This is a genomic window from Stenotrophomonas sp. Steno-Z1 (assembly GCF_056393175.1).
On sequence record NZ_JBWJPB010000001.1, the window covers coordinates 1,377,114 to 1,399,075 of the forward strand.

General features: G+C 67.8%; 13 protein-coding genes. 2 read left to right on the top strand and 11 right to left on the bottom strand.

Annotation, left to right across the window (positions count from 1 at the left end):
• Positions 1-57: 57 nt before the first annotated feature.
• Genes AC06FD_RS06140 through AC06FD_RS06150 form a run of 3 tightly spaced genes read right to left on the bottom strand, consistent with a single transcriptional unit; the run spans position 58 to position 5,824 of the window.
• Positions 58-1,749 carry a glycoside hydrolase family 43 protein gene (locus AC06FD_RS06140; protein WP_478077285.1) on the bottom strand — a complete coding sequence of 564 codons (1,692 nt, stop codon included), beginning with the start codon at positions 1,747-1,749 and terminating at the stop codon, positions 58-60.
• Positions 1,749-3,731 carry a sialate O-acetylesterase gene (locus AC06FD_RS06145; protein ID WP_478077286.1) on the bottom strand — a complete coding sequence of 661 codons (1,983 nt, stop codon included), beginning with the start codon at positions 3,729-3,731 and terminating at the stop codon, positions 1,749-1,751. The genes AC06FD_RS06140 and AC06FD_RS06145 overlap by 1 nt, the downstream gene beginning before the upstream one ends.
• Entirely contained in the window at positions 3,728-5,824 is a 2,097-nt protein-coding gene (locus AC06FD_RS06150; RefSeq protein ID WP_478077287.1) for an alpha-glucuronidase family glycosyl hydrolase, read from the bottom strand. Before AC06FD_RS06150 ends, AC06FD_RS06145 begins: the two co-directional genes overlap by 4 nt.
• Positions 5,825-5,950: 126 nt before the next feature.
• Here AC06FD_RS06150 and AC06FD_RS06155 point away from each other — a divergent pair, with 126 nt between their 5' ends.
• Complete coding sequence (locus AC06FD_RS06155) at positions 5,951-7,006, top strand: LacI family DNA-binding transcriptional regulator (RefSeq protein WP_478077288.1); 1,056 nt, start codon at positions 5,951-5,953, stop codon at positions 7,004-7,006.
• Between the two features lie 17 nt (positions 7,007-7,023).
• On the opposite strand, the gene AC06FD_RS06160 is transcribed toward AC06FD_RS06155, so the two are convergent.
• The 8 genes from AC06FD_RS06160 to AC06FD_RS06195 all read right to left on the bottom strand — a co-directional run bounded on the left by AC06FD_RS06160 (position 7,024) and on the right by AC06FD_RS06195 (position 20,506).
• A complete protein-coding gene (locus AC06FD_RS06160; RefSeq protein ID WP_478077289.1) occupies positions 7,024-9,594 on the bottom strand; it encodes a glycoside hydrolase family 3 protein in 2,571 nt (856 codons plus the stop codon).
• Complete coding sequence (locus AC06FD_RS06165) at positions 9,591-10,988, bottom strand: sugar porter family MFS transporter (protein WP_478077381.1); 1,398 nt, start codon at positions 10,986-10,988, stop codon at positions 9,591-9,593. The genes AC06FD_RS06160 and AC06FD_RS06165 overlap by 4 nt, the downstream gene beginning before the upstream one ends.
• Positions 10,989-11,047: 59 nt before the next feature.
• Entirely contained in the window at positions 11,048-12,382 is a 1,335-nt protein-coding gene (gene xylA, locus AC06FD_RS06170; protein ID WP_478077290.1) for a xylose isomerase, read from the bottom strand.
• Positions 12,383-12,426: 44 nt separating this feature from the next.
• A complete protein-coding gene (gene xylB / locus AC06FD_RS06175) occupies positions 12,427-13,920 on the bottom strand; it encodes a xylulokinase (RefSeq protein ID WP_478077291.1) in 1,494 nt (497 codons plus the stop codon).
• 64 nt (positions 13,921-13,984) lie between these two features.
• Entirely contained in the window at positions 13,985-15,514 is a 1,530-nt protein-coding gene (locus AC06FD_RS06180; RefSeq protein ID WP_478077292.1) for a tryptophan halogenase family protein, read from the bottom strand.
• A gap of 13 nt (positions 15,515-15,527) precedes the next feature.
• Positions 15,528-16,529, bottom strand: coding sequence for a cupin-like domain-containing protein (locus AC06FD_RS06185; RefSeq protein ID WP_478077293.1), 1,002 nt, complete (start codon positions 16,527-16,529; stop codon positions 15,528-15,530).
• Between the two features lie 21 nt (positions 16,530-16,550).
• Positions 16,551-17,309: a SapC family protein gene (locus tag AC06FD_RS06190; RefSeq protein ID WP_478077294.1), complete on the bottom strand. Its 759-nt coding sequence runs from the start codon at positions 17,307-17,309 to the stop codon at positions 16,551-16,553.
• 65 nt (positions 17,310-17,374) lie between these two features.
• Complete coding sequence (locus AC06FD_RS06195) at positions 17,375-20,506, bottom strand: TonB-dependent receptor (RefSeq protein ID WP_449334296.1); 3,132 nt, start codon at positions 20,504-20,506, stop codon at positions 17,375-17,377.
• Between the two features lie 297 nt (positions 20,507-20,803).
• On the opposite strand from AC06FD_RS06195, the gene AC06FD_RS06200 reads away from it, so the two are divergent.
• Entirely contained in the window at positions 20,804-21,961 is a 1,158-nt protein-coding gene (locus AC06FD_RS06200) for a LacI family DNA-binding transcriptional regulator (protein ID WP_478077295.1), read from the top strand.
• Position 21,962 lies beyond the last annotated feature (1 nt).

A 21,962-nucleotide genomic window follows, 5' to 3' on the forward strand; every position in this document is an offset into this window, starting at 1 on the left:
CGAACGTACGGAAGATGGGCGCGCGACGGCGGCTGCACGGGTAAGGCGTACGCATCATCATTTGCTCCTCAAGGCACGCTCGTCGCGCGCGAATGGTCCCAGCAGGGCGCCGACGAAGCCGCCTGCGCGATCCGTACTCAATACCGTTCCGTCCACGTCGCCCGCGAGCGTCTGCCAGCCACGGCCATCGCCGGTATCGAACGCGAACGCATAGCGGCCCTCGTCGCCGCCGATCTTCAAGCCCAGTGACGTGGACGCGGCCACGTCGCGCGTGGCCAGGGTGCGGGTCGCACCGCGACCGTCGCGTGCTTCGAGGAAGATCGCCACGCGATTGCCGCCCAGGCTGCGCACGCCGAGGAAATACCAGTAGTCCTCGTTCTGGAACGCTGCAAGGCCGGCCGCCACGCCCGTCGCCGGGCGCGTCATGGCGGTGCTGGCCTCGAACCGCAGGTGCTGCTGGCGACGCCCGAGGAAGGCCGGGTTGCGCAGTGTGTCCAGGTTCTCCGCCAGCGGATGCACGGCCAGGGCGCCCGGCCGCAGGCCCAGGTCTGCCCATGCCTGTTTGGGGACCCGCACCCGCAGCCAGCCGGTGCCGAGTATCGGTGCATCGAAGTCGTCGCGATCGACGAAGTTGCCGGTGGCAGGCGCCTGCGATGCCTCGCCCTGCATCCACGACGGTGCCTTGACCGCGTACGGGATGGCCTGCTCGGCCGGCAGGATCACCGGCCAGCCGTCACGCCATTGCACCGGCAGCAGATAGGTTTCCCGCCCCGTGTTGTAGTGCCGCGTCTGGTAATTGCGACTGGCAAGGAACACCGCCCACCAGGAGCCGTCCGGACCTTCCACCAGATCGGCATGCCCCGCGTTGGTGATCGGCAGCGGCCGGTCGTCGGGCAGGTCGCGCTGGGTGAGAATCGGATTGCCCGCATACGGAATGTACGGCCCCCAGACATCACGGCTGCGCAGGACCACCTGGGAATGCTGCGGCCCGGTGCCCCCTTCGGCGTCGGAGAGGTAGTACCAGCCATCGCGTTTGTAGAGGTGAGGGCCCTCGATCCAGATCGGGTTCTTTGCAGGCTCCACGCCGCCGTCGATCAGCACCCTGCGCGGGCCTACCGGCCTGAAGTTGGCCAGATCGAGCTGCTGCATCCAGATCGCGCGGTGCCCCTCGTAGCGCGGCGGGCCCGGGGGCGCATCATTGTTGAGCAGGTAAACCGTGCCGTCGTCATTGAAGAACAGCGAGGGATCGATGCCGTCGACGCCCGGCAGCCAGTGCGGGTCGGACCACGGGCCCGCCGGATCGCGCGCGGTGGCGATGAAGTTGCCACCGCTGTCGACCGCCGTGGTGACCACATGGAACACGCCATCGTGGTACGTGATGGCCGGCGCGAAGATGCCGCGGGACACGCTCAGGCCATCGAAGTCCACCTGGGTGGGACGATCGATCACGTTGCCGATCTGCTTCCAATGCACCAGATCAACGCTCTCGAACACCGGGATGCCGGGGAAGTAGGTGAAGCTGGAATTGACCAGGTAGAAGCGGCCGTTCGCGCTGACGATGCTCGGGTCCGCGTGGAAGCCGGCCAGGATCGGGTTGCGGTAGTGCCCGGCGGGCAGTGGCGTTGCAAAGGCCGTATCGTGCCCCGCGTACTCGAACCAGTCGAAGTAGACCGGTGGCGCGGGCGCGGCGCCCAGCGGTTGCACCGCGGTGGACAACAGCACGACCAGCGTGGCGAGCAGCAGACGCATCAAGGCACCTCTCCAGTGGTGAGGGACAGCTCGAACGGGCCCGCCGGCGCACCACTGCTGTCGCGCAGCGTACAGACCGGGCCATCGGCCCAGCAGTAGCGCACGCGTGCGCCAGGGCTGGGCGGCGGGCCGTGCAGGACGACGTCACGCCCGTCCAGTACCGCATCGGCATAGGCACAGTGCCGCGCACCGGCATCGCAGACCTCGAACCCGATAGGGCCCTTCGCACCGGTGGTGACCAAGGTGCCGGTGACGCCGTCGAACGCGATCCGCACCCCGGCCTCGGTGCGCGAGACATGGCGGGGCGTGGGGCCGGACGCGGCGACGGACCGGTCGCCGTAGACCACATGCCGGGCCGCCCGCGCCAGACGCCGGCCGAGTTCCTGTTTGTTGGGCGGATGGATGTCGTACGCGTCGCCGATGTCGATGGCCAGCGCGAGCCCGGTATGCAGGTCGTCCGCCGCGACCCGCCGCTGCGCTTCGCGCACCTGTGCCCAACCACTGTCGCCGGGCGCACTGGGAGGCTGGCCATAGCCGGCCAGTTGCACCACCAGCAAGGGCATATCGGCACCGAAACGCCCGCGCCAGTCGTCGCGCAGGCTGCGCAGCCGCGCGGCGTAAGCGGCGCCGTCGCCGGTATTGGATTCGCCCTGGTACCACACCATGCCGCGCAGGCCATAGCGGCCCAGCGGCGCGATCATGCCGTTGTACAGCGTCGACAGGCCCGTCGCGGCGTGCCACGGCGCGAGTGGCGGCGTCGATGCAGCGGGGGCCACCCGGTACTGCCACGGCGAGTCCAGGACGATCCGCGTGCCATCGTCCAGTCGCACGCCGTGGGCCTGTGCAGGGCCCGCCAGGCCGCCGTCGCCGTACGTGTCGAGCACGTTGATCACGACCGTATTGACGCCTGCCTTCAACAGACCGACGGGCAGCGGATACGACCGCGCCTCACCCGGGCCGTACTGGCTGCCCACGGCCACGCCGTTCACCCAGGTCAGGTCGGTCTCATCGACGGCGCCCAGTTCGAGGCGCGCCCCCTGCCCCGCCTGGGCGGCGCTCAGGGTCACCCGGGTGCGGTACCAGACCATGCCGTTGTACTCGGAAAGCGCCGGCACGCCCCAACGCTCCCAAGCCCCGAGCCCGGGCGGTGCGTCCTGCCATCCCGTGCCGCCTGCGCCGGGTTGCCACGGCGTGTCGCCGCCGATGGCACCCTCGCGCCCCGTCCACCACTGCTGCCACTGCCAGCCCCATCGGGCATTGGCCGCAGCAGGATCGCTGGCATACAGCGCGAGCACGTCAAGCGCCGGGCCCATGCCACCCTGCGCGCGCAGGGCCTCGGTGCTGGTCCAGGCCTCGATCCGCGACCCGCCCCACGCCGCCTGGATCAGCCCCATCGGCACGCGGACGGTCTTCTGCAGCTCGCGTGCGAAGTAGAAGCAGGCGGCGGAAAAATCGCGGACCGTGCCCGGCGACGCGGGCTGCCACGACACCGGCGCGGCGAACGCGGGTTGGGGCGTCAATGCGGCCGCCTTCGGCACGGTAAACAGGCGGATGTCCGGCCGCGTGGCGGCGGCCAGCTCGCTGTCTGCGTCAAGCGTGCGTCGCACGGGAAGTTCCATGTTCGACTGCCCGGCGCACAACCAGACATCGCCCAGCAGCACGTCGCGCACGCTCTGGGTGGCCTGCCCTGCCCGCACCGTCATTTCGTGAGGTCCGCCAGGCGGGGCGGGCCTGAGTGTCGCCTGCCAGTGGCCTTGTGCGTCCGCGCGGGTAGTCAGCGCCTGGCCGGCGAATGTCAGGGAAACCGTGATGCCGGGGGCCGCGTTGCCCCAAACGGGAATGGGCTGGTCGCGCTGCAGGACGGCGTGGTCCTGGAACAGCGGATGCAGCAGCGGCGTCGTCGGTTGCTGCGCCATGGACGGTGCAGCGCCGTACCCCAGGGCGATGGCCAACAGGCCGCCCAGCCACCAGGTTCTGTTCATCGCCCATCCCCCGGCGCAGAGGGGAACTGCAGGGCTTCGTACCAGGCCAGCGGATGTGGCGGCGCGGCTTCGCCCGCCGGCAACGGCAGCCCGCTCACCGACTGGAAGTAGGCCACGCTCGCATCGCGCCACCACTGTGCTTCGCGCCGCTGGATGCGGAGGAAGGCGGCGACCTGCGCGTATCGTTGCCCATCCACCCTGCCCTGCAGGCTGTCCCAGGTCGCCTGCATGGCCTGCACCTGGCTTACGCCCTGCGAATAGCGCCCGACCAGTTCGTTCCACAGTGTCCTGCCGGAGGCCATGCGGTGATCCCAGGGCACGTGGTGGAACCACAGCAGCAGCGGCTCCGGCACCCGCGCCAGGTCCCCGTACATGGCAGCCACCCCGGGCGCGTACTGGCCCACCGCATTGCTGCCACGGTCGGTTCGGTCGAAGCCAATGCCCGCGCGATCGGCACGGTGGTAATACACCGACGTCCAGTCCGCGCGGGGGCCGCCGTCCACCCAGGGACCGGGCCCGTAGTGGTGCCCGCGCGCCATCAGGTGGTGCAGGCCCAGCGGGGTCATGTAGTTCACGGCGGCCTCGCGCGAGGCCATCATCGTCCCGACGATCGGTTGCACCACCTCCGGATCCGGCGCGAATGTCATCGCGGCCCAGTCCGCCGCGATGGCGCGGGCGGCGTTCTGCGGGTCCCATGCAAGCCTGCCGAACGCGTACCAGTTGGCCTGATCGAAGTGCGACCCGCTCCAGGTGGCGTCCGCACCGACATTGGCGACGCCGGCCATGCCACTCAGGGCCTGCGCAACCGTGGCGCCCCCGCGATCGCCGCGGGTGTCGGCCCGGAGCACTTCCTCGTACAGCGGCCCCAGGTACACCAGGTGCGTGGCGAAGCCGAGATACTCCTTGGTGATCTGCACTTCCATCATCAGCGGCGTGCGTGGCATGGCCCCGAACAGCGGATGGAAGGGCTCGCGCGGCTGGAAGTCGATGGGCCCGTTCTTTACCTGCAGGATCACGTTCGGGAGGAACGCACCGTCCAGCCCGGCGAATTCGGCGTATGCCTGCGTGGCGCGGTCTGCAGGCACATCGTGTGCATAGACGAAGGCGCGCCACATCACCACCCCGCCGTGCGGGGCCAGTGCAGTGGCCAGCAGGTTGGCCCCGTCGGCATGCGAGCGACCATAATCCTGCGGGCCGGGCTGCCCTTCGGAATTGGCCTTCACCAGGAAGCCGCCGAAATCCGGAATGCGCGCGTAGATGTCGCGGGCCTTGTCGCGCCACCAGCGTTGTACCGCCGGGTCGAGCGGATCGGCAGTGTCGAGCCCACCCAGTTCGATGGGGGCGCTGAAGCGCGCGCTCAGGTACACGCGGATGCCGTAGGGCCGGAAGATGTCCGCCAGCGTGGCCGCTTTGTCCAGATACGCCGGCGCAAGGCTCTGCGCACTGGCATTGACGTTGTTGAGGACGGTGCCGTTGATACCCACCGAGGCGTTGGCGCGCGCGTAGTCGGTGTAGCGTGGGTTGCGCCACTCCGGCAGCGTCTGCCACTCCCACAGCGAACGCCCGGCGTAGCCGCGTTCGACATGACCCTCGAGGTTGTCCCAGTGGTTGAGCACGCGCAGCCGGAGCCGTGGCGACTCGCGCACGTCCAGGCGGTCCAGTGACGCGCCCGTCTGCAGCAGTCGCAGCAGGTGGAACACGCCATACAGCACCCCGATATCCCGGCGCGCCGCCACCAGAACGACGTCGCGCCCACCCATCCGGGTGCGCCTGAGCAGGTAACCTTCGTCGCCCAGCGATGCAATCTCCGCCCGGAACGGGGCGATCAACGTTGACGACTGCGGTGTACCCAGCACCAGCGACGCCTGGCTGGCTTCAGCCTGCATCCGTGGCGGGCTGCCGGTAAGCCCGGTGAGACCACGCCTCAGCTCCTCGCGCGCGGCACGCTGGGTGGGTGTCTGATCGGGCGCCGCTACGTCCGCGAGGCGCGCGTGGTAGTCGGCCGCGAGTGCGGGTTCGAGCGGGACGTAGCGCATCCAAAGTGCATAGCCATCCTCGGCGCGTGCCTCGCCCATGCAGCCCAACAGGACCATCGCGGCACCGAGCATCCAATGACACCGCTCGACACCCGAACGCGGCCGCAGCACGGACCGCAAACCTTGTAAGCTCCGGACGTGCTTTGGATGCGACAGCGTCACAAAGAAGAACGGGAGCACGGAGTGGACAAGCCGAAGAAATCGGTCCGCCGCAAGACCAGCGGCGTGACGATCGACGAGGTGGCGGCGTTGGCCGGCGTGTCGCCGATGACCGTGTCGCGGGCGATCAACCAGGGCAAGGTGCGCGATGCCACCCGTGAGCGCGTGATGCGCGCGGTGCGCGAACTGGGCTATACGCCCAACCTGGCGGCCAGTTCGCTGGCGGCCGCGCAGCACACCCGCATCGCGCTGATCTACACCAATCCCAGCGGTGCCTACCTCCGCGAACTGCTGGTGGGCTTGCTGCGTGTCGCGTCCAACGCTGCCATCCAGCTGGTGGTCGACTACTGGGATGACCTGGACCCCGCCGCCGAGCGGAAGGCGGCCCGGGCCCTGGCCGGCCGCGTGGATGGCGTCATTCTGCCGCCGCCGCTGTGCGAGTCGCAGCCCGCCGTGACCGAGCTCGTCAAGGCCGGCATCCCCGTGGTCGCGATCGCGCCGGGCCACCTGGGCAACGCCATCTCCTGCGTGCGCATCGACGACCTCCAGGCCGGCAAGGAGTTGGCCGAACACCTGATCCAGCAGGGCCACAGCCGCATCGGCTTCATCCGGGGCCGCAACGACCTGAGCGCAAGCGCGCGGCGCTACGACGGCTTTGTCAGCGCCCTGCAGGACGCCGGGCTGCAGGTCGACCCCGGCCTCGTCCAGCAGGGAGACTACACCTACCGCTCGGGCCTGGCCGCCGCCGAGAAGCTGCTGTCGCACCGCCGGCCACCGACCGCGATCTTCGCCAGCAACGACGACATGGGCGCCGCCGCGATTTCCGTCGCGCACCGACGCGGCCTCGAGGTACCTCGCGACCTCTCGGTGGTGGGCTTCGATGACACCTCGGCCGCAACCACCGTCTGGCCGGAGCTCACCACCATCCACCAACCGATCGCCTCGATGGCCGATGCCGCCATCGATATCCTGCTGCGCACCATCCGCCGCAAGCCCGACGAAACGCGCGTACTGACCGATCACGTCATGCCCCACCGATTGGTCGTGCGCGACTCGGTCGCGCACCCGCCCAAGCGCTGATGGTGCACGACGCACGGTCACGCGCCCGGGCATGCGACGGTGGCCTCCGCTTCGTTCAACGCGCCCAGCGCGACGCGTGATACCGAGAGCGTCATCACTCCCGACGTGCCGATGGACCACGGGCGATCCAGCTTGCCGACGTCCGCGCCTGCCGCCGCCAGGCACTTCAAGGGCACGCCCACGCGGGTCCATTGGCCCGCGGGCAGCGTGCCCAGTGTCGGCCCGAGCGCAACACGTGCCGAGCAGCCCGTGCCACAGCCCACCGACAGCCACGCCTCGCCTCGCGGCGTGGCGTCCACCCGCAGCGTGGTCAACAGCATCAGGTCGCCGTTGCTCTCGCGCTGCAGGTCCAGCGGCGTGTGCGACTGCAGCGCGACAATCGCCTCACCCTTGCCCGTCCACGCGAGGCGGCGGCCGTCTTCCTGCGCCAGGTGATCCACGCCGGTGACCGCCAACAGGCCGCCCTCGAGGGACTCCGGCACCTTGGTGACGGTCACGCCCTGCCCCGTGCTGCCCTCCAGCCGCAGGGCCATGCCGGCGCCGGCATCACCGCGCGCGAAGAACACCCCGGCGGCGCCTTCGTTGCCGGTAACGCCGGAGACCTCCGGCAGCGCGGCCAGATCGCCGTTGTCCTTGTAGGTCATGCCGAAACCGAACGCGAACAACGGGGCGTAGCCCTTCTGCCCGACGTTGTTGGCGTACTGCGTCGCCGTGCGCGGCCAACTGAAACTCAGCTTTCCCTTGACGTCGTGCTGCACGCTGCCATCCGCCCCGCGCAGCAGCACATCGGCAATGCCGGCACCTTCCGACCCGGGCAGCCACGCCGCCACGAACGCATCGGCGGCATTGATCTCGCGGTTCACCCATAGCGGGCGGCCACTGAGGAACACCGCGACCACCGCAATGCCGTCGGCCTTGAGCCGCTTGATCAGGGCAAGGTCGGTGTCGTCGCCCGGCTTGTACGCGAGGGTGGGCAGATCGCCCTGGAATTCCGCATACGGGTTCTCGCCGAACACCACCACGGCGACGTCCGGCTTGGTCACGTATTTCCCATCCACCGCAAGCTCGGCGTGGCCGCCCGCGGCGTTTACCTGCTGCGCAATGCCCTCGTAGATCGTGTCGGCATTCGGGAAATCCTTGCGGGTGGTGCCGGTGCCCTGCCAGTTCAGCGTCCAGCCCCCGGACTGCTTGCCGACATCATTGGCGCCGTCACCGGCCACCAGGATGCGTTGCGTCGGCGACAGCGGCAGCACGCCGCCCTGGTTCTTCAGCAGCACCAGCGACTCGCGCACCGCCTGCCGGGCAACCTCACGATGCGCCGGCGCGCCGATCAGCGCGAACTGGCCGCCGACCACGCGCGACGACGGTTTGCCTGCCTCGAACAACCCCAGCCGCATTTTCACCCGCAGGATCCGGCGCACCGCATCGTCCAGGCGTTGCGCGGAGAGAGTGCCGTCCTTCGCCGCCGCCAGCGTGGTCTCATAGAAACCCTTCCAGCTGTCCGACGCCATGGCCATATCCAGGCCGGCGTTGATCGTGGCCGGGCAATCGGTGGTGGTGCAGCCCTTGACCTGGCCGTGGCCGTTCCAGTCGCCCACCACGAAGCCACCGAAGTGCATGCGGCCCTTCAGCGCATCGGTCAGGTACGGCTTGTGACCGTGCATCTTCTCGCCATTGACGCTGTTGAAGGACGCCATCACGGTCTGCGCGCCCGCGGCGATGGCCGGCGGGTAGCCGGCGGCGTGGATGCGCACCAGCTCGGCCTCGCTGATCCGGGTATCGCCCTGGTCCTTGCCATCGGTGGTGCCGCCGTCACCGAGGAAATGCTTGACCGAGGCGATCACATGGCGGCCGTCCAGGAATGCAGGCGAGCCGACCTTGCCCTGCAAGCCCTCGACCATGGCTCCCGCATAGCTCGCCACCACTTCGGGCGATTCGGAATAGCCCTCGTAGGTGCGCCCCCAGCGATCGTCCTGCGGCACCGCCACGGTGGGCGCGAACGCCCACTCCATCCCGGTCGCACGGGTCTCCAGCGCGGTGACCTCGCCGATGCGGCGCAGCAGGTCCGGGTTGCGGGTGGCGCCCAGGCCGATGTTGTGCGGGAACAGCGTCGCGCCGATGATGTTGCTCTGCCCGTGCACGGCATCGATGCCGAAAAGCACCGGAATCGCCTTGCCGCCCTGCGAGGTATCCATCGACGCCTCGTAGAACGCATCGGCCAGCGCCAGCCATTGCGCAGGCGCGGCGTCGTAGCGGCCGCCCGGGTCGGAGTTGCCACCGGCCAGGATCGAGCCGAGCCGGTACTTGCGCAGGTCATCCGGGGTGATGCTGGCAATATCGCCCTGCACCAGCTGGCCCACCTTCTCCTCCACCGTCATGCCGGCCATGAGGTCGGTGATGCGCTTCTCGAGCGCGGCGTCCTCGGCCAGCGGCCAGGCCACCTGCGGCCACGGCTGCGGCTCCGGTTCGGCCACCGCCGCTGCAACCGGCGTGTCATCGTTCGCGCAGGCAGCCAGTGCCAGCAGCAGCGCGGTCAGCAAGACGCCACTGCAGGCGCGCGCAAGGCGTCGATTCGTCATTGTGTTCATCCTTCCATCTGCTCCAGTTCCTTGCCCTTGGTTTCGTGCACGTACCGGAGCACGAAGAAGACCGAGAGGATCGCCGCCACCAGGTAGATGCTGTAGGTCGCCGCCAGCCCGATGCCGGCCAGCAGGATGGGGAATGTCACCGTGACGGCGAAGTTGGCGGTCCATTGCGCGGCACCGGCCACGGCCAACGCCGAGCCACGGATCTGGTTGGGGAACATCTCGCCCAGCATCACCCACATCACCGGCCCCCAGGAGAGGTTGAAAAACACCACGTAGGCATTGGCCGCCACCAACGCCAGCGTGCCCATGCCCCCGGGCAGGTGCAGGCGCCCGTCCACCAGCGAGCCACTGGCGAATGCCACCACCAGCAGCGCCAGCGACACCGCCATGCCCGCCGAGCCGACCCACAAAAGCGGCTTGCGCCCGATACGGTCGATCAGCAGCACGGTGACGATGCAGGCCCCGATGCTGAGCGCACCGGACAGGACATTGATCAGCAACGCATCGTTTTCGGAGAAGCCGACCGCTTGCCAGAGCACCGCGCCGTAGTAGAACACCACGTTGATGCCGACCAGCTGCTGGAACGTAGCCAGGCCGACGCCGACCCAGATGATCGGGCGGATCCTGCCGGTGACCGTGTTGCGCAGGTCCGACAGTCGCGGGCGATGGTGGTCGGTCGACAGCGAGGCGTCGATCTCGACCAGCTTGGTCTGTGCCCCGGCAGCGCCGAACAACCGGGTAAGCACGACCAGCGCCGCCTCCTTGCGGCGCTTCGCCACCAGGTAGCGTGGGCTCTCCGGAATGGTCAGCAACAACACCAGGAACAGCAGTGAGGGCAGCGCCTGCATCCAGAACATCCAGCGCCACGCCGCGTGCCCGCCCCACAGCGCCTCGGTCGAGGCGCCGGCGGTGGCCGCCAGCAGATAGTTGGACAGGAAGGCGACGGTGAGCCCACTGATGATGGCGATCTGCTGCACCGTGGCCAAGCGCCCGCGGTAGCGCGCCGGCGCGACTTCGGCGATGTACGCCGGCGAGATCACGCTGGCCGCCCCCACCGCAAAGCCGCCCATCACCCGCGCAACGATGAACATGGCCGAGGACGACGCCGCACCCGCGCCGATCGCCGACAGCAGGAACAATATCGCCGAGATGATCAGCACGTTGCGCCGCCCCAGGCTGTCGGCCAGCCGGCCGGCGCTGAACGCACCGACCGCGCAGCCCAGCAGCATCGAGGCGATCTCGAACCCCTGCATCCACTCGCCGGACCTGAACGCCTGGTGCAGGCCGTCCTGGGTGCCATTGATCACGCCGCTGTCGAACCCGAACAGGAATCCGCCAATCGTCGCCACCACGCTGATCAATATGATCAGCCGGGTGTTCTCGCCGCCGCTCATTGCCTGGTTCACTGCTGTGTACCTCCCCGGTTCGGTGTTATCGCTGCGCGCGCTCACGCTCAGCGCAGCAGGTACTGGTTGAGCAGGTTCTCGTAGCGCTCCTGCTTGCCGCTGGCCTGCGCAGGCTCCCCGGCCTTGCTGGCCAGCGCCACCAGGTCGGGCAGGCCGAGTGCGCCGTTCTCGAAGTCCTTGCCCGCGCCGCTGTCGAAGCTGGCATACCGCTGCGTGCGCCACTGCTCCCACGGCGACTCGGTCAGCAGCCCGTGCGCCACTTCCAGCCCGCGCGCGAACGCATCCATGCCGCCGATGTGGGCGATGAACAGGTCCTCCATGTCGGTCGATTCCCTGCGCAGCTTGGCGTCGAAGTTCAGGCCGCCCTCCAGCCCGCCCTGCCGCAGTACCACCAGCATCGCGCCCACGGTGTCGTACAGGTCGGTGGGGAACTGGTCCGTGTCCCAGCCGTTCTGCCCGTTGCCGCGGTTGGCATCGATGCTGCCCAGCAGCCCGTGGTCGGACGCGACCTGGAGGTCGTGTTCAAAGGTATGGCCGGAGAGCGTGGCGTGGTTCGCCTCGATATTGAGCTTGAAGTCCTTGTCCAGGCCGTGCGCCTTCAGGAAGCCGGCCACGGTGGCGCTGTCGAAGTCGTACTGGTGCTTCATCGGCTCCATCGGCTTGGGCTCGATCAGGAAGTTCCCCTTCAGGCCGATGCTGCGGCCGTAATCGCGGGCCATGCCGAGGAACCGCGCCAGGTGGTCGACCTCGCGCTTCATCTGCGTGTTCACCAGCGAGGCGTAGCCCTCGCGACCGCCCCAGAACACATAATGTTCGCCGCCAAGTTCCACCGTCGCCTCCAGCGCCGCCTTCACCTGCACCGCCGCACGCGCCACCACCGCGAAATCGGGATTGGTCGCCGCGCCGTTCATGTAGCGCGGGTGCGAGAACAGGTTGGCCGTCCCCCACAGCAGTTTCATCCCGGTCGCGTCCTGGCGTGCCTTGGCCAGGCCCACCATGTGCGTCAGGTTCTTCTCGTACACGCCGACATCGTCGGCATCCGGCGCCAGGTCGATATCGTGGAAGCACCAGTACGGCACGCCCAGCTTGGTGAAGAACTCGAATGCGGCATCCACCTTCGCCTCGGCGGTCGCCATGGGCGAGCCGACTTCCCAGGGGAACTGGCGGGTGCCCGGACCGAACGGATCATGCCCGGCGTTGCAGAAGGTATGCCAGTAGCAGGCCGCGAAGCGCAGGTGGTCCTGCATCGTCTTGCCACCGATGACCTTGGTCGCGTCATAGACCTTGAAGGCCATCGGGTTGTCCGAGCCGCGGCCTTCGAAGGGGATGCGGCCGATGCCGGGGAAATATTCCTTGGCGCCGATGAAGGGCTGATTGCTCATGGTGCGTCTTCCTGTCGTTGTGCGGGGGTCGCGTAAGAGGGTGATCAGCCGCGATACAGCGGCGTGATGGCGTCGAGATGTCGCAGGAAACGTGCGTAGGCCGCGGCATAGGCGGGCGTGCGCGCCGGATCCGGCTGTGCGGACTGCAGCGGGTCGAGCGCAACGTGCCGGTCCACGATGTCGGCGATGGAGGCGGCGTCACCGCGCGCGTGCCCCATGGCCCACAGCGCCTGCAGGGCCGCGCCGAATGCCGCGCCCTCGGACTGGGTGGGCACGTCCACCGGAAGGCCGAAGATATCGGCCACCAGTTGCCGCCACTGCGCGCTGTTGCTGCCACCGCCGGTCAGCACGATGCGGTCGAACCGCATGCCCGCGCCGACAAAGGCGTCGTACCCGTACTTGAGGCTGTATGTCGCCCCTTCCATGGCCGCGCGATAGAAGTGCGCCGGGGTCATGTTGGTCGTGTCCAGGCCGGCCAGCACCCCCTTGCCCAGCGGCAGGTCCGGCGTGCGCTCGCCATTGAGGAAGGGCAGCATCACCAGCCCGTCGGCACCGGGCGGCGTGGCCCGCAGGTGTCCATCGCCATAGCGCGTACTGAAGGCGAAGGCATCGGCCACCTGCTCGGTGACCACCGTGCAGTTCATCGTGCAGATCAGCGGCAGCCAGCCGCCGGTGGACGAGCAGAACGCGGCCCACGCCCCGTCCGGGTCGACCACGGGCGTGTCCGAGTACGCAAACAGGGTGCCCGAGGTGCCCAGGCTCATCGCCAGGCGACCGGGGACGACGCAGCCGGTACCGATCGCCGCCATCATGTTGTCGCCCCCGCCGACGGCCACCTTCACCGTCGCGCGCAGCCCCAGTGCCGCGGCGGTGGCGGGGTCGATGTCGAACACCTCCTCGGGCGCGGCGATGCGCGGCAGGCACTGGGCAAGATCGCGCGCCGGGTCGGTGGCGCGCAGCAGCTCGCTGGACCAGGTGCGGGTGCGCACGTCCAGCCACCCCGTGCCGGACGCATCCCCGTACTCGCAGAAGCGCTGGCCGGTCAACACGAAATTGAGGTAGTCGTGCGGCAGCAGGATGGTGGCGAGCCGCGCGTAGGCCTCGGGCCGATGGGTCTTCGTCCACGGCAGTTTGGAGGCGGTGTAGCCGGTCAGCACCGGGTTGCCCGCCAGCGCGATGGTGCGCGCGGCCCCGCCGACCGCGTCCATGATCTGCACGCACTCGGCCGAGGTGCTGGTGTCGCACCACAGTTTGGCCGGTGCCAGCACCTCCCCTGCCGCATCGACCGGGACGAAGCCGTGTTGTTGGCCCGACACCGCCAGCGCGGCAATACGGGCGCGCACCTTGGGATCCACCGCACCGAAGCAGGCGTGAAGGGCCACGACCCAATCGGCCGGCGACTGTTCGCGGCTGCCATCGGCGGCGGACGTCAGGCTCAACGGCGCGCTGGCACTGGCCACGAGGCGACGCCCCGCAGGATCGTAGACCACCACTTTCAGACTTTGCGTACCTGCGTCGATTCCGGCAACCAGATCCATGTATTCCACTCCGCCCATGCCTGAAGGTAGCGCTACCATTTCTGTGCAACAGCGTGCGCGCCGGTTATGCCAGCGCGGATGCCCGTGGCCATACACCCGGTGCCGCCTTGCAGTAGCGTTCGATGAATGCTGCCTGCGACGGCATCGCCGCGACCGCCTGCTGGACCGGCTGCCGGATCCGCGCCAACAGCGTGCGCAGGTCCGCGTCATCGATGGCCCTTGCAAGCGGATGCGGCGGACCCGGCTGGATCCCCTGCCCCATCAACACGCTGGTCCACGAGTCCACGCGGAACAGTTCACCGGGGTCCTGCCAGGCGTGTGCGCGTTCGCGCCAGGCGCGCAGCCGGAGCGCCAGCGACTCGGGCAGCGCCATCTCGCGACAGGCTGCCCACATGGGCTCGTCGCGCTGGTTGGCGTGGTAGTGCAGGATGATGAAGTCGCGCACGTGCTCCATCTCCTGGCGGCTGACGTCGTTGTACAACGCCACCAGCGCCGGGCTGATGCCGTCGAACGGGAAAAGCTGGATCAGGCGCACCACGGCACTGATGGTCAGGTGGATGCTGGTCGATTCCAGCGGCTCGATGAAGCCGCTGGCAAGCCCGAGCGCCACCACGTTCCTGTTCCACGCCTTCAGCCGGCGCCCGCTGCGGAACGGCACCAGCCAGGGGTCCCGCAGCGGCGGGCCGTCGATGTCACGCAGCAGCTTGGCGTGCGCCTCGTCGTCGGACATGTGGCGGCTGGAGAACACCAGCCCGCAACCAACCCGGTGCTGGAGCGCGATATGCCACCGCCAGCCGGCCTCGTGCGCGATGGCGCGCGTGTATGGCACCGGCGGTGCGACCGACTCGGTCTGCACCGCCACGGCGCGATCGCTGGGCAGCCAGTCGTGCCAATCCTCGTAGCCGGTGTGCAGGGTCTGCTCGGTCAACAGGCCACGGAACCCCGTGCAATCGATGAACAGGTCGCCCTCGATGACCTGCCCGTCTTCCAGCACCAGGGCCGCCACGGCGCCGTCATGGGCGTGTTGCCGGACCTCGCGGATCTTGCCTTCCACCCGTCGCAGGCCATGCGCTTCGGCCTTGCTTCGCAGGAACTTCGCGTAGAGCCCGGCATCGAAGTGATAGGCGTAGTTGACCTGCGGTTGCGTGTCCAGCGAGAACTGGTCGCCGAGCGAGGCGACACTCTCCAGGCAGAAGTCGCCCAGCGCCGAGGGCATGCCGCGGCGCAGGCTGTCCAGCCAGAAGTGGTGGAACGGCGTGGCCCACGTCCCCTGCCCGATCGTGCCGAACGGATGGATGAAACGATCGCCGGGGCGTCGCCAGTTCTCGAACGAGATCGAGAGCTTGAACGTGCCGGCGACCGCGCGCAGGAACGCCTGCTCATCGATCTGCAGAAAGCGGTGGAAGGCCCGGATCGGGGGCACGGTCGACTCGCCGACGCCCACGGTGCCGATCTGCTCCGATTCCACCAGCGTGATCTCCAGCTGGTCACGGAACTGGTGCGCCAGCGCACAGCCGGCCAGCCAGCCCGCCGTGCCACCCCCGGCGATGACCACCTTGCGGATCCGCCCTTCTGTTGTGTTCGCCACGTTCAAAGCGATGCTCCCATCAGCGATTGAGTCGAGCCAGCAGCTGGGCGCGCGTGCGCCGTGCCTGCGTCTCGTCGAACGGCGCCAGCTCACCCCGGGCGGCGTCGGGCAGATGCTGCCCTGCGCGATCGCGGGGACCGAACACGTAGTACGTGAAGATCTCTGCCCAGGCCTGCTTCTCGCGCGCCGGCAGATCGCGCAGCGCCCACATCGCATGCTGGAGCGCTGGCAACGGTGAAGGCAGGAAACGCGGCGACGTGCGCCACCAGTAGTTCACCAGCACGTTGAATGGCTCCAGGCTGCGCACGTGGTGCCACCACATGCTCGGGATGAAGATCGCATCGCCCGGTTCCAGCACGGCGGTCTGCGCGCTTGCCAGCGCGTCAGCGAATCGTGGATGGCGCGCGACGTCCGGGCGGTCGATATCCACCACGCTCACCACCTGCCCGCCCGGCGTGGGTTCCAGTGGACCCGGATACAGATTGTCGATCTGCTCGGGCGGGAACAGGGTGAACCGACGCCGGCCCACGGCGCAGCACGCCAGGTTCTGCGGGGTATCGAAATGACAGGAGGCCGTCACCCGGTTGCCGATCCAGATGCTTGCCGACGCCTCGATGCCCTGCCCGGCCAGGCCGGCGTCGTTGGCCTGCGCGAATCCGGGGAGCGCCTGGTCGATCAGCAGCGACGCGACATAGTAGGTGGGCGGCCGCGGGTCTTCGAGGGTGTCTGCAATTGCATCCAGCACCTGCGTCAGCAGCCCGCGGCGCACCTCGACGTTCAACTGCGTGAAATCCTCGGTGTAGAACGGACGCCCGTCGATCTCCGGGCCGCCGAAGGAATACGGCACCGGCACGCCCGCCTCGAAGCCGCGCAGATACGCCATGGCCGCGTGCGTGGAGCGCAGCCCGGCCTGCACCAGTGCCCAGTCGCGCGCGATCCCGCGCAGCACCACCGGCTCCCCGGCGGCCACCAGCGCCTCCAGCGGCAACGCCGTGGGATCAAGGCCGTCCAGTGTCCGCATGGCTACGCCGTCCAGCACCGGTCAGTTCCTGCCGGCAGCGACGGCGGCGTCGGCCATGCGCAGGCGCCGTTGTTTCTCGGCGATCAGCCGGCGCATGTTGTGCAGCGAGGCCAGCATCAGGTACGCACCTTCCAGATAGCCGGCACGGTTGAGCTCGGCCAACGCGGCACCGTCCAGCAGCGCCAGGCGGTCACGGTCGATGGCGTGCAGGCCGTTGATGCCGACCCGGTGCTGCGGATCGATCTGCACGTCGAGCGTGAGTGGCTGGATCAGCCCGTGTGCATCGAGCGCGGCAAACATCGCCGCACCAAAGGCGTGGCCATCGTGAATGCCGCGCAGCACGCCGGCGATATGCTCGAGATACGGCGTGTTGCCCCCCTGCGGCAGGAACACCGGCTCCCCCTGCGTCGCATTCACGCGCGGATGCTCCAGGTCCACGTGCAACACCGCTTCCCGGGTAAGCGCGCCATCGATCCGGCTCTCCTGGAAACCGATGAGGAACGGCCCCTTGGCCGCCGCCCCGGGCAGGTAGGCCGCATTCCAGCGACCGTCCTGCAGGAACAGATTCTCGTGCTGTTCAAACCCCAGCAGGGCCACGGACTGCCAGTCACCCGTGGCCGGGTCCTTGCGAAGGAAGATCGGGTATTCCCGCTGCAGCTCGGCGAACTCACTCGGGTAGGCCGGCACCATGCCCACCGCATCACCCAACTCGGGACCGAAATCGGTGGCCACGCGCAGGTCGCGATGGGCGATGTTGTTGAGCATTTCGTAACGCGGCATGGTGTTGTCCAATCCCCTCGTCAGCCGTGAACAGGTGCCGCTGCATCAACAGCGGCACCCACCGTTCAGAACCTGTAACGAACGCCGAGCATGTAACGCGGGCTCTGGTCAGCCAGCTTCACGATCATCTGCGAGGTGCGCGAGCGCCAGCGGACGTCCTCACCGGTCAGGTTGATCGCTTCCAGACCGAACGACCAATGATCATCCAGGGTGTAATTCACGCTGAGATCCCACTGCTCGTACGCTTCCACGTAGTACGGATTGCGGCTGGCCCCCTGGTTGGCGAGGATCAGGTACTGGTCACGCCAGTTCCACGCAAGCCGCACCGACCAACCGTATTTTTCGTACATTAGCACGGCGTTTGCGGTGTCACTGAGGCCGGTCAGCGCGAACTGGTCGATGCCCGGGTCGCCCCCGTTGTCGTAGCCGACATCGCCATTCACCAGGGTGTAATTGGCGAGGACGCCAAACCCGGTATCCCCGAAGAAGTACTGCCCGCCCAGCTCCCAGCCGTGCAGCTTGGCCTGGTTCTGGTTGATCGGACGGTTGACGTTGAACTGGTACAGCGGGTCGCCGGCCTGCCCGTACAGATCGTAGGCCGCTTCGGTCGCCAGGACCTGCGCGTCGGTACCCGTGTAGGCGCCCAGCCCGGCCGGGTTGTTGCGCAGCAGGGCCAGCGCGGTGAACAGCGCCGTATCGTTGGCCGAGCAGGCCGCCGCGTTGGCCGCACCCACCTGGGTGATGCAGGCGCCGCTGTTGAGGAACGCCAACGCTGCCTGCGCATCCGGACCGGAGGTGGGGTCCCTCAACCCATACAGGTTTTCCTGCACGATGGTGTTGCCGATGAAGTTGTTGACCGACTTGTTCCAGTACGTCAACGACACGTAGCTCGCGTCGGCGAAGTACCACTCCAGCGCCAGGTCGAGATTGTCCGATTCCAGCGGCTTCAGCTGCGGGTTCTGCGCGGTGCCGCTGGCCCGCGACGACGGATCGATCAGCACCGAGCCAAACGGCTGCTGTGCGGTCGGGCCTGCATAGAGGTTGCCGATCGGCGCGCGCGCGATGCTCTTGCCGAACGAGACGCGCCCCTTCAGGTCGTCCATCAGGTCGATGCTGAAGTCGAGGTTGGGCAGGATGTAGCTGTAGCTGTTCTTCTCGGTGAACGGCTGTTGCTCGTCGGACAACACCACGCGGAAGTCGTTGTTGGACTGCCATTCGATGGCTTCCGGGATGGCGATGACCGAGGTCGACACCACGTCGGTGGTTTCATAGCGCACGCCCAGGCGGGTATTGGTGCGCATGCCGCCCAGCTCGCCGTCCAGCTCGACCTGGAAGTAGGCCGATTTGGTTTTCTCCTCCACCAGGTTGTCGGCGGCGCGCTGCGGGCTCACGCCGAGACTGGCGTTGTAGTTGTCCGCAGCCCACTGCGCAATGCGGCCCGCATCGCCACGCCACGCGGTAAAGCTGTTGGCGTTGAAGTCGTTGAACAACCCGACGATGTTGACCGGCTGCAGCAGGTCCATCAGCCCGTTGGCGACATCCCCGTCCACGTTGGCCACGCCCCAGTCACCCAGGGTGCTGTAATTCTCGGCGGCCTGGATGCGGTGGGTGGTCTGCTTGCTCGAATCCACGCCGAACTGGAAGCGTCCCTTGTCGAAGCTCCACTCACCGTCGATGCGCCCCTGCTTGATCTCGCTGACCTGGGTCTGCGAATTGATGCGCAGCACCTGCGAACCGATCTCGCCCGGCGCAAAGCCCGGGTTGACCACGCCGTTGGTCTTGGCGATGGCATCGGCCGTGCTCGGGTACCAGACCTGGGTACCCACCGGCAGGCCGTTGTTGAAGTTCATTTCCTGCACCCACGACCCGCCGCAATGCGGTCCGCTGGTGCAGTTGTTGGTACCGGCGATGCTGCTGAAGATGGAGCCACCGCCGGTCAGCGGATCGTTCGGCCGGCTTTCGTTCTTCGAATCGTGCGCGTCGAAGGTCAGCTTGAACCGGTCGGTGACGTTCCACAGGGCATTGAAGCCGAGCGATCCCAGCTTGTACTTCTGCATGCTGCGCTGCTGTTCAAGCCCGAAATCCTTGGTCCCGGCGATTTCGCGGATGTAGATCGGGGTCGCGACCGCGCCGCTGGTGTCGAACGTGACATCGGTGTAATTGCTGTTCTGCAGCCACATCCCCTGCTCGCCACGATTCTCGGTGATCTCGTTGGTCGAATAGGTGTAGTCCAGGGTCAGCGTCACCGCGTCGGTGGGGGCGAACTGCAGCACCGCCTGACCATTGATGCGCTCGCGCTCGAATTCGGAGAACGCATAGCGCAGGTCGTTGGGACGGGCATACAGCGCGCCGACCGCCGGGGCGTTGACCACGGTCGGGTTGCCGGGCATCGTGCCGGTCCACGGCTGCACGTTCCAGTAATTGTCGGTGGCCTGCACCGAGCCACCCTTGCGCTTCTGGTAGCTGGCACTGACCCCGACACCGAAGGTCTTGTCCGGGTTGCTGTAGCTGAAGATGCCGGACAGTTCGGGCGTCAGGTCGTTGTCGAACGGCTGGCTCTGGTCGGAGACGACTTTCGCGCCGGCACTGGCCACGGTGCCCTCATGATCGAACGGGCGTCCGGTCAGGATGTTGATGGTGGCGCCGATGCCACCGCTGGGAACATTGGCCTGGCTGGTCTTGTAGACCTCGATGCCATTGATGGATTCCGCGGCCAACTGCGCGAAGTTGAAGGCACGGGTGCCGCCGTCGACACCGCCGATGGCAACCTGCCCGGCGGCACCGAATGCATCGGCACCCGGCATCTGCCGCCCGTTGAGCGTGACCATGTTGAACTGCGGGCCAAAGCCGCGCGCCGTTACCTGGGCGCCTTCACCATCACGGCGTTCGATGGAGATGCCGGTGATGCGTTGCAGCGATTCGGCCAGGTTGGTATCGGGGAACTTGCCGATGTCCTCGGCGCTGATCGCATCCACCACGCCGGCCGAGTCGCGCTTGATGTCCATCGCCTGGCTGAGGCTGTTGCGGATGCCGGTCACCTGGACGGCGTCCAGCTGTGTCGGGCTGGGCTGGGCCTGCGGTTGGGCAACGGGAGGCGGCGTTGCCGCGTCCTGTGCGAATGCGGGATTGATGACCAGAACGCCGCCTACAAAGGTAAACATGGCCCTGGAGGTGAACTTCGCCAGCGTCCGGCTCATGAACGAGCCCTCCGGCCTGGGGTACGACGGAACGTAGAAGCGCGCATGACTCTCCCCTCTGACATAACGATCGAATGGATGTACCGCCCCTCCTGGGGGCACGTACGGGCGATGCCCGTCTTCCACACCGAACATCGCAGTGCGCCGAGCGCAAACTGCGACTCAAACTCGCTTTCAGGCTTGCCAGAACAGCCGCGTGGTAAAGGGGGGGTACCTGCTGGCCTTACTCCGGCCCAGTGGTAGCGCTACCATCACGTCACGGGCGCAGACTAATCATCCGGGGTTGCGCTTGTCATCATGCAGCGCAACAAAGGAAGCCAGGCCTTGAAGAGCAGTCACAAAGCGGTTCGTCGCAAGGCAAGCACCATCACCATCGACGACGTGGCCGCGCATGCAGGCGTCTCCGCCATGACCGTATCGCGCGTCATCAACGGCCATGCCGGCGTGCGTGAAGGCAACCGCGCGCGCGTCATGCGCAGCGTGCACGAACTGGACTACCGGCCCAACCTGGCCGCCAGCGCCCTGGCCGCGGCGCAACACACCTGCATCGCGCTGATCTACACCAATCCCAGCTCGAGCTACCTGCGCGAACTGCTGGTCGGCGCGCTGCGCGGGTCGACCCGGGCGGCGGCACAATTGGTGATCGCCAGCTGGGATGAGCTGGGCACCCCGGCGCGTCGCGAGGCGGCAGGGCAACTCGCCGGCAGCGTTGCGGGCGTGATCCTGCCGCCGCCCCTATGCGAATCGGAGGACATCGTCGACGCATTCGTCAGTGCGGGCATTCCCGTGGTCTCCATCGCCTCCAGCCAGTTCAGCGACCGGCTGTCCTGCGTGCGGATCGATGATCGTCGCGCCAGCCACGAAATGGTGTCGCATCTGATTGCCCACGGCCACACCCGCATCGGCTACATCACGGGCGATCCGAACCAGACCGCCAGCGCGCACCGCTGGCAGGGGTATCGGGATGCGCTGGCCGCCGCCGGCATCCGCCATGACGATGCACTCGTCCAGCCGGGCTACTTCACCTATCGCTCCGGACTGGAAGCCGCCGAGCGGCTGCTGGCCCTGCCCGCGCCGCCCAGCGCGATTTTCGCCAGCAACGATGACATGGCCTCGGCCGTTGTGTCCGTCGCGCATCGTCGTGGCCTGGCCGTACCGGGCGATCTGTCGGTGGTGGGGTTCGACGACACCTCCGCATCGACCATGGTGTGGCCGGAGCTGACCACGATCCATCAACCGGTGGCGGAGATGGCCGACACCGCCATCGACATCCTGCTGCGCGAGATCCGACGCCCCGCGTCCGCGCCACGCGGCACGGTCAACCATGTGCTCGCGCACCGGCTGATCACGCGCGCGTCCGTTTCCAGGCCGCTGCCAGCCCCCGGCCTCCTGCCCTCGCAGGAGGCGGTACGCCGTTTCACCGACATCGATGGCAAGGACGCCGAAGTATCTTGAA